This is a genomic window from Frateuria sp. sgz306004 (assembly GCF_057750885.1).
On record NZ_JBYLFE010000010.1, the window covers coordinates 45985 to 60467 of the forward strand.

Here is a 14483-nt window from a genome sequence, read left to right on the forward strand (position 1 = left end):
GCTACCAGGTCATCGCCGCGGCGTTGATCAAGCCCACACACAACGCCACGGCCGCCGCAAACACCGCTACCGCCCGGTTGTCCGCTTCGATCTGCGCAGCCAGGTCACGAATGAGCACACGCATGGCCAGGTGCGCCAGCCACTGCACGAGCATGGCCACGGCGCCCCAGATGGCAAGATCGACCAGGCTCACGCTATGGGCGATGGCGCTTGCCAGCGGCGCCACGAAACCCAGCATCGCGCCGGCCAGGCTGATAGCCGCCGCCTGGTTGCCTGCATGAATGAGGGTGATCTCACGCTGCGGTGTAAGCCATATGTGCACCGTGCAGAACACGGCCAAGAACAGCGCTCCCAGCGCTAAGTACGCTGCAAATGCGGGCAGCGTCGAGAGATCCGACAACACGGCATATCCCCTGTAGTAGCCCATCCCGGGCGCAGCCGCAGTGTATCGCAGCCCTCACCCTCCCTCGCAACCGCACTACTCCGGCAAAGGTTGCTCCAGGCCAATGGCCTTGAGTTCGTCGTAATGCTCCAGAAATAGCGCGACCAATTGCGGATCGAGTTGCCCGCCAGCGGCGTCTCTTAGGTATTCGAGCACGTCCGGCTCGGGCCACGCCTGCTTGTACACGCGCGGAAAGCTCAACGCATCCCACACGTCGATCACGCTGAAGATACGCGCCGACAGCGGAATCCCCTCGCCCTGCAGCCCGCGCGGATAGCCGCTGCCGTCCCAGCGTTCGTGATGGGCATAAGGAATGTCGACCGCCGCACGCAGGAACGCCGTGCGCATCAGCAGATCACGCCCCAACACCGGGTGGGTGCGCATCAGCGTGGTCTCTTCCGCCGTCAACGGGCCGGGCTTGATCAGGATGGCGTCGGGTAACGCTAACTTGCCGATGTCGTGCAGCAAGGCACCGAAACGAATGTGACGCAGGGCATCGCCTTCTACGCCGGCATGGCGCGCCAGCGCTACCGTCATGCGCATCACGCGTTCGGAGTGGTCGCGGGTTTCCTTGTGGCGCGCATCCATGGCCGACACCAGTGCGCGCAAGGACTGCTCGTTGCCCACCAGCAGCATGTGATTCAGATCATCCAGCCGCCGCATGTCACGACCGATCAACCAGTACAACAACAGCCCGGTGCACAACACGAAGAAGATGCCCTTGAGGCTATGCAGCAGGGCCAGCGTTTGCGGCGCGTACGCGAGCGAGAACACCAGGCGATCGGAAAACAGAATCCACACGCACGCGAGCGTCACATAGATGGCAACGATGCGGATTTGCGGCCTGATGGACACCGGCACCCCTGACGTGAACGCTCCGGTCATACCCATGCACCGGCACGACGCAGGAGCATACCCGTTCGCGCCTGATCGCGCTTAACGGTGCTCAAGGATGCTCGGGCTCGATCAGCACCTCGACGGACTGCCCGGGCTGCAACCCTTGGTCGTCCGCCCACGATTCCTCCAGCAGCAACCAGAACGCGCCAGCGCGCTCCACCACCACGCCCTTGAATGGTTGTCCATTGAGGCTACCGTGAACTCGATGACCGCGTCCGCCCTTCCACAAAGGGCGGGCGGGTGTGGACCAACGGTTGACGGGATCAAAGGGCAGCGGCACGGCCCATGGGCTTGGACCGTTCTGCACGAAAGCGCGAAACGCCACTGCACGATGCCTACTCAATGCCTTCTCCCCTGGGATACTGCAAGGAATCCTGCGTCTGCACTGCGGTCCAGCACGATAGGCGCTGCGCACGGCCGCGCGGCGGCCCAGCATCGTGCCTTTAGGCAACGGCGACCCGAAAGAGAATCGATGCGGGGCGCCCCGTGTGAGGATGCATGGGTTCGCGCACTTCGTCGAGGCGCAGCCCCGCTTGCGCGAAGCTTGCTACCCAGCCGCCAAGCGTGCGGAAGTACCACGGCGCCGCCTGACCGAAGCCCTCGCCACACCCCGCCCACGAACCTTCGCGCCAACCATCGCGATAGGGCTCATCGCCCAGGGCGGAAAGCGGATGAAGCGTCTGCACCCACAAGCATCCACCCGGCGCCAGCAACCCAGGTACCGCGGCCAGCAGCGCATCCACCGATGCACCGCCCAGTAAGGAAAAATTGCACACGACGACCTCCGCGCGAGCTTGCAGGCCACCCTGAGCAATAGCCTCATAGGACATGACACGAAACTCGCCGCCACCTTGCGCTTGGGCCGCCATCACCAAGGCCGGTATCGCGTCCACGCCGAGCACCTCGACGCCAGCCTCCGCCAGGCGGCGCGCCAGCCAGCCCTCGCCGCAACCCAGATCGATCACGCGACGCGGTGCGCGCACCAGCACCGCCTGCACGATGGCCTGATCGGTCACCAGCTTGCGGCTCTCGATGCGGCCATCGCGCACCGCGCGCTCCCAGGCTTGTGCGTTGGCCTGCCAGGCATCGAGGATCATCCGTTCACTCGACTGCGCTGGCATGGCGTGCTCCTCAACCGCCGCGACTGGCGTATTTGGTGGCGACGTAGTTGTCGAGGATGCCGATGAACTCGCTGGCGATGTTGTCGCCACGCAGCGTCATGGCCTTCTCGCCATCGATGAATACCGGGGCCGATGGCGCCTCGCCGTTGCCCGGCAGCGAAATGCCGATATTGGCGTGCTTGGATTCGCCCGGGCCATTCACCACGCAGCCCATCACGGCCAGAGTGAGGTTTTCCACGCCGTCGTACTTCACGCGCCACACCGGCATCTGCTCACGCACATGGTGCTGCACGGTACGCGCCAGTTCCTGGAAGAACTCGCTGGTGGTACGCCCGCAACCGGGGCACGCGGTAACCAGCGGCGTGAACGCGCGCAGGCCCATGGTCTGCAACAGCTCCTGCGCCACGATGACTTCGCCGGTACGCGACGCGCCGGGCTCCGGGGTGAGCGAAATACGAATGGTGTCGCCAATGCCTTCCTGCAGCAGCACGGCCAACGCCGCCGAAGAGGCGGTGATGCCCTTGGAACCCATGCCCGCTTCGGTAAGGCCCAGGTGCAGCGCGTAGTCGCAGCGCGTGGCGATGTCGCGGTACACCGCGATCAACTCCTGCACACCCGACACCTTGCAGGACAGGATGATGCGATCGCGCGGCAGCCCAATTTCCTCGGCGCGCTGCGCGGAATCGAGCGCGGAGCGAATCAGCGCTTCGCGCGCCACATGCGCGGCATCCCAGGGTTCGGCGCGCTTGTGGTTCTCGTCCATCAGCATGGCGACCATGCTCTGGTCCAGCGAACCCCAGTTGGCGCCGATACGCACCGGTTTGTCGTAGCGCAGCGCCATCTCGATGATGGAGGCGAACTGGCTGTCCTTCTTCTTGCCAAAGCCCACGTTGCCGGGGTTGATTCGGTACTTGGCCAGCGCCTCGGCGCACGCGGGCTCGGCCTCCAGCAACTGGTGCCCGTTGTAGTGGAAGTCGCCGATGATCGGCACATCCACGCCCATCATCGCCAGCTTGTCGCGGATGCGCGGCACGGCAGCCGCGGCAGCCGGCGTGTTCACCGTAATGCGCACCAGCTCGGAGCCGGCGCGGGCCAGTTCGGCGATTTGCTTGGCGGTGCTGCCCGGGTCTTCGGTGTCGGTGTTGGTCATCGACTGCACCACGATGGGTGCACCGCCACCGACGGTGATCTTGCCGATCTTCACGCCGACGCTGGGGCGGCGGGACTCGGGCTGGGCGGGACGCGGGGAGGAGGACAGGTCGCTCATGGGCTGCATCGAAAAGGCGAAACGCCGCCAACGCGGGGCGGCAACCGCGAAAGCATACCCGAACGCCCCCGAAAGCCCACCCGCTTATGCGGCAAAACCGCGCAGCGGGCCCTGTTTTCGTCCTTGCGGGAGGATCATGACGCCATCGGAACCCGCAAGAATCAGGAGGCCCCGCCATGTTGCAGACCTACCAGGAACCCGGCAGCGCCCGGCGCATGCCCCCTTCCCCCTCCTGCGCTGGCTGCGGCCACGCCCCCGTCTGCCAGGCCAGCGGCTACGACCGCGTGGAGCTTTCGGGTTTGCGCCACATCGCCGAGCGCGTTGGACCGCTGCGCACGGGGGAGTATCTGTACCGCCCCCTTTCGCCCTTCCGCGCGCTCTACTCGGTGCAGTCGGGCATGGCCAAGACGGTGTCGGTCGACATTGCCGGCCGCGAACAAGTGTTGGCCTTTCACCTGCCGGGCGAAATGATCGGGCTGGACGCTATGGACCGCGAGCTGCACGACAACGCCGTGGTTGCCCTGGGCAAAACGCAATTCTGCCGGTTCCCGTTCCAGGCGCTCCGCCAGGTGGCCCATGACCAGCCCGGCGTGCCCTGGCACCTGGTGCAGGCAGCAAGCCAGCGCATCTCGCATCTGCAGCTCACGGGCGGCAACTACCTGGCGGAAGAACGCTTCGCCGCGTTCCTGGTCGACCTGCGCGACCGCCGCGCCATGCTGGGTTTGTCCGCCGACTACCTGCCGTTGCCGATGTCCCGTGCGGACATCGGCAACCACCTTCGACTCACCACCGAAACGGTAAGCCGCCTGTTGGGCCGCTTCCGCCAGCGCGGCTTGATCATGCTGGATCGCCAGGGCCTGCATATCCTCGACCTGCCTGCCCTGCGCGAGCTGGGCCAGTCGCTGCTGTCGCGCTGACCCCGAGGTCGTTGTTACAACAAGTGGCGCCCGTCGAAAGGCTTGCGTTCGAGCGAGTCCAGGTCGACACCCTCCAGGCAGCGCACGTTCACCGCCACCATCGGCTCGCCTGTCTTGGGCGAAATGCCAATGGCAAAGGGTTCGCAGCCGCATCGCGGGCAAAAGCGGTGATTGATGACGCGACGGTTGAACGTGTAGCTGGCGATGTTTTCCTCGGGCGTCGTCAGCTGCAACGCCTCACGCTGTGCGAACCACAGCAGCAACCCCTTGCGGCTGCAAATGGAACAATTGCACTCCGCCGCTGGCCCTGGCTCCAACGCCACGGAAAAGGCGATATCGCCACAGTGGCAGCTTCCTTGATAGGTCTTCATGCATCCTCTTGCGTGGGCTGGTGTCCCACCGTTGTATGTACCTTGCGCAACGCTGCCTGCAACAGGCGGCGTTGCATACGCTCGCCCAGGCCGGCAGGTTGCGCCAGTGCCATTCGTGCCAGTGCATCATGCTCGCCTGGCACCGCGCTCCCTGGACCGAGCAAGGCACGGAGCACGCGACCACGCCCCTTCCAGGTTGCGCTATTGGCCTTGAGCCAATTGAGCGCCGGCAACAGCTGCTGCTCCACTTCGGTGAAGTCGCTGCCGAACGGGAATGCCGGCAGCAAGCCTTTCGCCTGCCACGGCGACAGGGCCTGACGCAGAGACTCCGGTGTGTTCTGCCGCCATCGCTCCGGCACCTGAAAGTCTGGCGCCAGCTTGCCGTGTGACTTGGCCTCTGCACACAAGGCATCGATAAAGCGCGCATCGGCGATGGACAGCATTGCCTCGATGCACTCGCTGTCCGTCTTGCCGCGCAGGTCGGCCACGCCGTATTCGGTTACGAACATGTCGCGCAGGTGGCGCGGAATCGTGCTGTGTCCGTAATTCCAGCGGATATTGGTTTCCACCCCGCTACGCCCCTGGCGCGTGGCGCGCAGCAACAGTACCGACCGCCCCTCGGGCAGTTCGTGCGCCATCGCCACGAAGTTGTACTGGCCGCCGACACCACTCACCACCTCGCCGTTCTCCAGCCCGTCGGACACCGCCGAGCCAAGCAAGGTAGCCATCATGCAGGTGTTGAAGAAACGCGCGCCGCGACGTTGCAGCACAGCGAGCGCTTGATGATCGCCGTAGAGCTGGTTCACGTTGGACACGCGGCACATGTCCAGCGCATCCGGATCGTTGGCTTCCAACTCGCCAAGCCATGCATACAGCTCGCGCGACCCCAGGAAGAACGCACCGCGCAGGTAATGCCCGCCCCGCGTATCCGGCGACAACCAGCCGCCTGCGGCCGCGCGCTCCATCGCGAGGTCATCCCAGGCACGCCGCTTGAGGATGCCCGCGCGCTGCAGGTGCATGAAACCATCCATCACCATTTCGCTGGCGCCATACAGACCCACCTTGAACGGCGCCAGCCCACCCATGCGCGCCGCGAGCGCATGCGTAGCGCCACGCGGGTCCAACGCCACCAGCGCGCGTCGCCACTGGGTGTTGTCCTGCTGGCGCCAACGCAAGCCGTAGACCAGGGCGTCCGACAGCGCGCCAATACCTATCTGCAGGCAACCGCCATCGCGCACCAAGGCGCTGGCATGCATGCCCAGTGCGTATTCGGCGATGTCCACCGGCTGCCTGGGCAAGGCGAACAAAGGCGGCACGTGCTCGGTACGCAGCTCAAGATCGAAGTAATTCTGCTCAACCTCGGCATGCCCGCTCACATAGGGCAGGTCCGGGTGCACTACCGCCACACACAGTGGCCTGGGCTTGCCCGACTGCACCACCTGGTCGATGAAGTCCAGGGTGAGGTCGGGGTTGCTCGACAAGCTGTAGCGCACGCCATCGGGCGTTTCCCTCCGCGCCACCAGTTGTACGAGCAGGTTGATGTCCTGCACGGCCAGATCGCGCGCCACATGCGTGTAGTTCTGGCTGATGTAATTGCGCTGGGCCGTAGAAGAACGCAAGAGCGCGCCCGACTGCATGTAGAACTCGTGCACCACCACATTCGATGGCAAGGCATTGTGCGCCTGGTCCACCGCATAGGCTGGGTCCACGGCATCCGCGCCAAAGTGACGCTCCACGAACGGCCCGACGAATCGCGCCTCCAGCCCCGGCGATGGGTGCGGTCGCGTCAGCGACAACGCGGTGTACAGCGACAGCGAACGCGAGGTATCGGCGGTCGTCAGGCGATACAGCGCATTGAGCAGATCGTGCGGTTTGCCCAGCCCTAGCGGCGCAGCCACCCGCAGGTCCGCACCGATCCGTTCGGCGATGTGGTGCGCGCAGGCGTCGACGTCTTGGTAGCACTGCTCAGGTGTCATAAGGCGATCGTGGCAGGTTCATGGCAACGGCATACTGACGTGACGCGTATTGGTGGCACGCAACAAGTGAACATCGCTTGAAGGTATCTGTTCGAGATCGCTGCATCGCCTACACTCCCCCCATGACCGCCAAGCCGCTCGCGCAAGCCCGACTCCTCGCCGAACAGGCGCTAAGCCGCGCCGCCGGCGCCCCCTTGCTCGGCGGCAACGCCGCCGAGCTGCTGATCGATGCGGCTGCTCATTTCGAGGCCTGGCTATTGGCCATTCGTGGCGCGCGCCATCGCGTGCTGCTGGAAAACTACATCATCCGCGACGATGACGTGGGCCGCACCTTCCGCGATGCCCTGGTGGAGTGCGCGCAGCGTGGCGTGATGGTGGCGGTGGTCTACGACTGGCTCGGTTGCCGCGGCCAGTCGCGCGCCAGCTTCTGGGCGCCACTACGCCAGGCCGGCGGTCAAGTGCGCGCGTTCAATCCGCCGCAGTTCGGCCAGCCGTTTGGCTGGATCAGCCGCGATCACCGCAAGCTGCTGGTGGTAGACGGCGAGCGCGGCTTTTTGTCGGGCGTGTGCATCAGCGAAAAATGGCTGGGCGACCCCGCGCGCAAGATGGCGCCCTGGCGCGACACCGGCGTGGCGCTGCGTGGCCCGGCCGTGCATGAGCTGGAGCAGGCCTTTGCAGAAAGCTGGGCAAGCATCGGCACGCCGCTGCCCGCGTTCTTGCCGGAGGCGGCAGCACAACCGGCAGGTGACATCGCCCTGCGCGTTATCGCCACGCAACCCGCCACGGCGGGCATGTACCGGCTCGACCAGCTTATCGCCGCCATGGCCAAGCGCACGCTATGGCTCACCGATGCCTACTTCGTGGGCGTGGCGCCCTATGTGCAGGCCTTGGCCGCCGCGGCTCGCGATGGCGTGGACGTACGCCTACTGGTGCCAGGCACCAGCGATATCCCCATGGTGGCCGGCATGTCGCGCTCGGGCTACCGACCGTTGTTGAAGGCGGGCATCCGCGTATTCGAGTGGAACGGCTCCATGCTCCACGCCAAGACCGCCGTGGCCGACGGTCAATGGGCACGCGTGGGCTCGTCCAACCTCAACATCGCCAGTTGGCTAAGCAATCGCGAGATCGATGTGGCGGTGGAAGATGCCGGCTTCGCCCAGCAATTGGCGAACCAATACGAGCAGGACTTGGGCTATGCCACCGAGATTGTGCTCGCCACCAAACGCTGGCGGCGACACGCTGAGCACGTGCGCCCCACCGCCGACCGCCATGCACCGCATCACCCCGTGGGTGGAAGTTCGGGCCGTGCGGCGGCCGGTGCCTTGCGCATCGCCAACACCGTGGGCGCGGCGCTGACCGATCGCCGCGTACTGGGCGACACGGCCACCGGGCCGTTGTTGATCGGCAGCACGGCGCTGCTGCTGCTCGCCGTGGTGGCGATCCTGTGGCCGGCCGCCATCGGCTGGCCGCTGGCCTTGATCGCCGTGTGGCTCGCTTTCAACTTTGCCGCCCGTGCCTGGCGACTCCGTCGGCGATTTCGGCGGCAAATGGCGGAATCGGGCTCATCTGAACAAGGGTAATCATTGAAAATCATGGGGATAGCCAACCTGCCTCAGCAGATGGCTATGCATGATCGGCCAAGCAGATGTAATCCAAGCATTCACCCGAGCCCGGTCGTGCTAGTCTCGCGCGTCCATGCACGCTTTCGACGACCCCCGCAGCCGTGACGGCGGCCCGCCGCCACGTGACGTTCTTACGCCCAGCTCGCTCAACCGGCTGGTGCGCGACCTACTGGAAGACGCGCTGCCGCTGATCTGGATCGAGGGCGAGCTGTCCAACGTGGCCCGCCCGGCATCGGGGCACCTGTACTTCACGCTCAAGGACGCCAGCGCCCAGGTGCGCTGCGCCATGTTCCGCCCCAAGAGCGGCTGGCTGAAGTTCCGCCCGACGGACGGCATGCACGTTTTGGTGCGCGCCAAGGTGGGCCTGTACGAGCCGCGCGGCGAGTTCCAACTGATCGCCGAGCACATGGAGCCGGCCGGCGAAGGCGCCCTGCAACGCGAGTTCGAACAACTCAAGGCACGCCTGGATGCCGAAGGCCTGTTCGACCCCGCGCACAAGCGCCCCCTGCCCCACTATGCGCGCCGCATCGGCGTCATCACCTCGGCCACCGGCGCGGCCATTCGCGACGTACTGAGCGTGATGGCGCGACGCTGGCCGCTGGCGGATGTCGAGGTGCTACCCGTACCCGTGCAGGGTCGCGAAGCACCGCCGGCCATCGTGCAGATGCTGCGCAAAGCATCGGCCAGCGGACGCTACGACGTGCTGCTGCTCACCCGCGGCGGCGGCTCGCTGGAAGACCTATGGGCCTTCAACGACGAGCAGGTCGCACGCGCCATCCACGCCAGCGCGGTGCCGGTGGTATCGGCGGTGGGTCACGAGATCGATTTCAGCATCGCCGACTTCGTGGCGGATCTGCGCGCGCCCACGCCCTCGGCAGCCGCTGAATTGCTGGTACCGGACGCAAACGCACTGCTGCGCCATCTGCAGCAACTGCAACAGCGCCTGGTGACACTGGAGCAACGCCGCCTGCAGGCGCGCATGCAGCGCCTGGATCACCTGCTGGCCCGCTTGCAGGCCCAGCGGCCGCAGGCGCGCCTGTCCCGTGACCGCGAACGCCTGGCGCATTTGCAGCAGCGCCTGCTCGGCGTGCAACGCGAAGCCATGCAGCGTCGACGCATGCGGATGGAACGGCTGCAGGCCCGCCTGCTCGCCCAGCACCCGCGGCTGCGCCTGATGCTGCTGCGTCGTCGTGTGCAGGAGCTCTCGCAGCGCCTTCGCGCCAGCATGGAGCGACGCCTGGAGCGCGACCGCCTCACCCTGCAGCAAACCGGCCGCGCGCTGCATGCGATCAGCCCGCTGGACACACTGGATCGTGGCTACGCCATCCTGTTCGACGAACAAGGCAAGGTACTGCGTTCGGCGCAACACGTCACCGAAGGCACGCCGCTGCGTGCACGCCTGGCGGACGGCGAGCTACCACTCGTGGTCAAGCCTCACGACGCACGCACCAAGTAAGACGACCCGGGCCGCGGCTCACGCGGCCTGAACAATGGCTATTCCATGCTCGCGGCTTAGCCTCAAGGGAGCGTCGCATGAAGGCAGCCGCGTTGTTCGTCAAAGCACTGGAAGCCGAAGGGGTACGCAGTATCTTTGGCGTACCCGGCGAGGAAAACCTGGATCTGGTCGAGGCCCTGCGCGAATCGTCCATTCGCTTCATCGTGACCCGACACGAACAGGCGGCTGGTTTCATGGCCGCCACCTGGGGACGCCTCACCGGTGAAGCGGGCGTGGCCCTCGCCACGCTCGGCCCTGGGGCCACCAACCTGGTCACCGCTGCCGCGTATGCACAGCTGGGCGCCATGCCCATGCTCATGATCACCGGCCAAAAGCCCATCCGCGAACACAAGCAGGGCCTGTTCCAGTTGGTGGATGTGGTGGACATGATGCAGCCACTCACCAAGTACACGCGCCAGCTAGTCTCTGCCTCCACCATCCCCGCGCGCATTCGCGAAGCGTTCCGTCGCGCTGAGGAAGAGCGCCCCGGCGCGGTGCACCTGGAGCTGCCGGAAGACATCGCGCGCGACACCGTGGAAGACGCCATCCTGCTGCCTACCGAATACGCACGCCGCCCCTCGCCGGACGACGCCGCGCTGGTGCAGGCAGCCGAGGCGATCAGCGCCGCCAGGCACCCCATCCTGATGATCGGCGCGGCTGCCAATCGGCAGCGCACCACGGTGGCGTTGCGTGCCTTCATCGACAAGCTGGGCATACCGTTCTTCACCACGCAGATGGGCAAGGGCGTGATCGACGAGGACCACCCGCTATGGCTGGGCAACGCCGCCCTTTCCGACGGTGACTTCGTGCATCGCGCCATCGATGCGGCGGACGTAATCGTCAACGTCGGCCACGACGTGGTGGAGAAACCGCCATTCCTGATGCGCAAGGGGCGTCGCACGGTCATCCACATCAATTTCTTGAGCGCGGAAGTGGACGCGGTCTACTTTCCGCAGATCGAGGTGGTCGGCGACATCGCCCACACCGTCGAGCGCCTGACCGACGCGTTGCAAGCCCAGGCGCATTGGGATTTCAGCTTCTTCGACCGCGTGCGCGACGCCTTCCACCAGCAGTTGCGCGATCATGCGGACGACGCGCGCTTTCCCATGCACCCGGTGCGCGTGGTGCACGACACCCGCGGCTTCATGCCTGACGATGGCGTGCTTTGTCTCGATAACGGCATGTACAAGATCTGGTATGCACGCTACTACCGCGCGCGCCAACCCAACACCATCCTGCTGGACAACGCGCTGGCCACCATGGGTGCCGGTTTGCCCTCCGCCATGGCGGCCACCATGGTGTATCCGGAGCGCAAGGTGCTGGCCATCTGCGGCGACGGTGGCTTCATGATGAATGCGCAGGAGCTGGAAACCGCCGTGCGGCTCAAGCTCAACCTGGTGATCCTGCTGCTGCGCGACGATGCCTACGGCATGATCCGCTGGAAACAGGCCGAGATGGGCTACGCCGACTACGGCATGGTGTTCGGCAACCCCGACTTCGTGCAGTTCGCCCAGGCGCATGGCGCCCACGGCCATCGCCCCGCCAGCGCCGATGAATTCCTGCCCACCTTGCAGCGCGCATTCGACGCCGGTGGCGTGCACCTGATCGACCTGGCCATCGACTATTCGGACAATCACCGCATCCTCAACGAAGAGATCCGCCGGCTCAGCGCCGCCGTCTGATCGCTGGAGTTTCCCCATGCTCGCCAAAAGCTATCCCTACTACCTCGCCAACCAGCCGCAGACGTCCAAGGAAACGATGGACGTGCTGGACAAATACAACGGCAAGGTCGCCACCCGCGTGGCCGTACCCGATGCCAAGGCCACCGAAAAGGCCATTGCCGCCGCGGTAAAGGCCACCCAGCCGATGCGCGAGTTCAAGCCCTGGGCTCGCCAGCAGGTGCTGCAACACTGTGCGCGCCGCTTCGCCGAGCGACGCGAGGAACTGGCCTATGCGCTCTGCGTGGAAGCCGGCAAGCCGATCAAGGATGCCGATGGCGAAGTCACCCGCCTCATCGAAACCTTCACCATCGCCGCTGAGGAAGCCGTGCGCGTGAATGGCGAGACCATCACCCTGGACATCGCCAAGCGGCTGGACGGCTACAACGGCTACACCAAGCGCGTGCCGCTGGGGCCGGTGTCCTTCATCACGCCGTTCAATTTTCCGCTCAACCTGGTGGCCCACAAGGTGGCGCCCGCCATCGCGGCGGGCTGCCCGTTCGTGCTCAAGCCGGCCGAGCGCACCCCCATCGGCGCGCTGATCATTGGCGAGGTGCTGGCCGAAACCGATCTGCCCAAGGGCGCGTTCTCCATCCTCAACCTGGACGGCAAGCATGCCGGGCCGCTGGTGGAAGATCCGCGCTTCAAGCTGCTCTCCTTCACCGGCAGCCAGATCGGCTGGGACCTCAAGGCACGCGCCGGCCACAAGAAGGTGACGCTTGAACTGGGTGGCAACGCCGCCTGCATCGTGGACGCCGACCAGGGCCCGCACCTGGATCGGGTGATCGACCGCCTGGTGTTTGGCGCGTTCTACCAGTCGGGCCAAAGCTGCATCAGCGTGCAGCGCATCTACGTGCACGAATCGCTGTACGGCGAACTGAAGAAGCGCCTCGTGGCGGCGGTGAAGAAACTGAAGGCCGGCGACCCGAAGAAGAAAGACACCTTCCTCGGCCCCATGATCGACGAAGCCGCCGCCACCCGCCTGCACGACTGGATCGAAGAGGCCCGCAAGGCCGGCGGCAAGGTGCTCTGCGGCGGCAAGCGCCAAGGCGCCATGCTGGACGCCACGCTGATGGAGAACGTACCCACCAGCGCGAAGGTGCATCGCCAGGAGGTATTCGGTCCGTTCGCCCTGCTGGCGCCCTTCGACGATTTCGACCAGGTCGTGGGCATGGTCAACGACTCCGACTATGGCCTGCAGGCAGGCATCTTCACCGACAGCCTCACCCACGCCATGCGCGCCTGGAACGAGCTTGAACAAGGCGGCGTGATCGTCAACGACATACCGAGCTTCCGCGTGGACAACATGCCTTACGGCGGTGTCAAACTCTCTGGCATCGGCCGCGAGGGCGTGCGTTACGCCATCGAGGACATGACCGAAGTGCGGCTGATGGTAATGCGCGAGCTCTGACAGCCTTATCGCGATCTGCGTGTGGCTCGCGCCGGCCCGAAGGGTTGCGCTGGTGTGCCCGCCAACGCAACGCGGGCTACGCGGAGATCGTGCACAGGCTCTGAGCAGGCGCCGAGCGCTTCGTGCACGGGTGGCGCCGCCCGCGCCACTGGTGTTCAATCAGCGCATCCCTTCGCGGCGGCGACCCCGTGCCGCCGCGATTCCTTACGGAGTCATTCGATGCTCGCCAAGTTTGCTGCCTGCTGCATCGGCACCCTGGCTCTGGCCAGCCATGCCTGGGCTCAGTCCAGCCCCGCCAGCGCGGCATCGAGCCCGGCGCCCGTGGTGAACCTGCAGGGCGTTACCGTCACGGGCGCCCAGCCCGGGCCGCCGCTGTGGGAGGTTCGCTCCGGTGGGCATGTCATGTGGGTCATCGGCTCACTCAGCCCCCTGCCCAAGCAAGCCACCTGGCAATGGACCGAGTTGGAGCGCGTGATCGGCCAATCTTCCGAATTGCTGGAGGAGCCCTCCGCCCGCCTGAAGATGCCGCCCAGCCTGTTCAATCGCCTCGCCATGCAACCCAATGCGCGCCTGAACCCCGGCGGCGCATCGCTGCGGCGGCTGCTCACGCCTGAGCTCTATGCGCGGTGGGAAACGCTGCGGCGCCAATACATGAAGAACGACGACGCGTTGGACTTCATGCGCCCCATTGTCGTGGCGCAAAAGCTCTACGAAGCCGCCCTCGACGCCAACGGCCTGAGCGAAGACATCGACGTCGCCGACATGGTCGAAAAGATCGCCAAGCGTCACCACACGCGCGTGGTCATGGCACGCTACGAATTGGTCGTGTCACGTGCGCCCGGGCTCTCCGGCAGCGTGGAACAGAGCCAACAGGAAGGCATCGCCTGCCTCGACGAAACCATGCACTTGGTGGAAAGCGACCTACCCAAGCTGACCATGCGCGCAAACGCCTGGTCCACCGGCGACATGAAGACCCTGCAGGGCCTGATGCGCACCGAACATTACGAGCCCTGCGTGGTTGCCGCCATCAACGGCGACTTCGCTCACCAACTCAACATTCCCGACCTGCCCAAGCGCATCGAGGCGGCATGGCTCAAGTCCGCGCAGGATGCGCTGGATCGCAACCGCTCCACGGTGGCGGTGCTGTCGATGGATCAGGTGATGGCGCCAGACGGCTACCTCGCCAAGCTTCGCGCAATGGGTTACGTGGTGCGGCCGCCGGAAGGCCTGCAAAACTAATCGGGCA

At 65.6% G+C, this 14483-nt stretch carries 13 protein-coding genes; 6 read left to right on the forward strand and 7 right to left on the reverse strand.

What is annotated here, in order from left to right:
* Position 1: 1 nt before the first annotated feature.
* The 5 genes from AC3G2C_RS18335 to ispG form a co-directional block, all read right to left on the reverse strand.
* Positions 2-403, reverse strand: coding sequence for a DUF350 domain-containing protein (locus AC3G2C_RS18335; protein ID WP_488386072.1), 402 nt, complete (start codon positions 401-403; stop codon positions 2-4).
* Between the two features lie 75 nt (positions 404-478).
* A complete protein-coding gene (locus AC3G2C_RS18340; protein ID WP_488386073.1) occupies positions 479-1297 on the reverse strand; it encodes an HD-GYP domain-containing protein in 819 nt (272 codons plus the stop codon).
* A 91-nt stretch (positions 1298-1388) separates the two neighbouring features.
* Positions 1389-1682 carry a DUF1905 domain-containing protein gene (locus AC3G2C_RS18345; protein ID WP_488386074.1) on the reverse strand — a complete coding sequence of 98 codons (294 nt, stop codon included), beginning with the start codon at positions 1680-1682 and terminating at the stop codon, positions 1389-1391.
* A gap of 100 nt (positions 1683-1782) precedes the next feature.
* Entirely contained in the window at positions 1783-2460 is a 678-nt protein-coding gene (locus tag AC3G2C_RS18350) for a class I SAM-dependent methyltransferase (protein WP_488386075.1), read from the reverse strand.
* Positions 2461-2470: 10 nt separating this feature from the next.
* Positions 2471-3727: a flavodoxin-dependent (E)-4-hydroxy-3-methylbut-2-enyl-diphosphate synthase gene (ispG, locus tag AC3G2C_RS18355; RefSeq protein WP_488386076.1), complete on the reverse strand. Its 1257-nt coding sequence runs from the start codon at positions 3725-3727 to the stop codon at positions 2471-2473.
* 176 nt (positions 3728-3903) lie between these two features.
* Between ispG and AC3G2C_RS18360 the strand changes: the two genes are divergently transcribed.
* Complete coding sequence (locus AC3G2C_RS18360; protein ID WP_488386077.1) at positions 3904-4644, forward strand: helix-turn-helix domain-containing protein; 741 nt, start codon at positions 3904-3906, stop codon at positions 4642-4644.
* A 14-nt stretch (positions 4645-4658) separates the two neighbouring features.
* On the opposite strand, the gene AC3G2C_RS18365 is transcribed toward AC3G2C_RS18360, so the two are convergent.
* On the reverse strand, positions 4659-5015 hold the full coding sequence (locus AC3G2C_RS18365) for a GFA family protein (protein WP_488386078.1): 357 nt from the start codon (positions 5013-5015) through the stop codon (positions 4659-4661).
* Positions 5012-6991: an acetyl-CoA hydrolase/transferase C-terminal domain-containing protein gene (locus AC3G2C_RS18370; protein ID WP_488386079.1), complete on the reverse strand. Its 1980-nt coding sequence runs from the start codon at positions 6989-6991 to the stop codon at positions 5012-5014. Before AC3G2C_RS18370 ends, AC3G2C_RS18365 begins: the two co-directional genes overlap by 4 nt.
* A gap of 122 nt (positions 6992-7113) precedes the next feature.
* Here AC3G2C_RS18370 and AC3G2C_RS18375 point away from each other — a divergent pair, with 122 nt between their 5' ends.
* From AC3G2C_RS18375 to AC3G2C_RS18395, 5 genes are all read left to right on the forward strand, one after another.
* Complete coding sequence (locus tag AC3G2C_RS18375; protein ID WP_488386080.1) at positions 7114-8571, forward strand: phospholipase D-like domain-containing protein; 1458 nt, start codon at positions 7114-7116, stop codon at positions 8569-8571.
* Between the two features lie 115 nt (positions 8572-8686).
* Positions 8687-10069 carry an exodeoxyribonuclease VII large subunit gene (gene xseA, locus AC3G2C_RS18380; protein ID WP_488386081.1) on the forward strand — a complete coding sequence of 461 codons (1383 nt, stop codon included), beginning with the start codon at positions 8687-8689 and terminating at the stop codon, positions 10067-10069.
* A 77-nt stretch (positions 10070-10146) separates the two neighbouring features.
* Positions 10147-11790, forward strand: coding sequence for an acetolactate synthase large subunit (locus tag AC3G2C_RS18385; protein WP_488386082.1), 1644 nt, complete (start codon positions 10147-10149; stop codon positions 11788-11790).
* A gap of 16 nt (positions 11791-11806) precedes the next feature.
* Positions 11807-13237, forward strand: coding sequence for an aldehyde dehydrogenase family protein (locus AC3G2C_RS18390; RefSeq protein WP_488386083.1), 1431 nt, complete (start codon positions 11807-11809; stop codon positions 13235-13237).
* A gap of 219 nt (positions 13238-13456) precedes the next feature.
* Positions 13457-14476: a TraB/GumN family protein gene (locus tag AC3G2C_RS18395; RefSeq protein ID WP_488386084.1), complete on the forward strand. Its 1020-nt coding sequence runs from the start codon at positions 13457-13459 to the stop codon at positions 14474-14476.
* Positions 14477-14483: the final 7 nt, after the last annotated feature.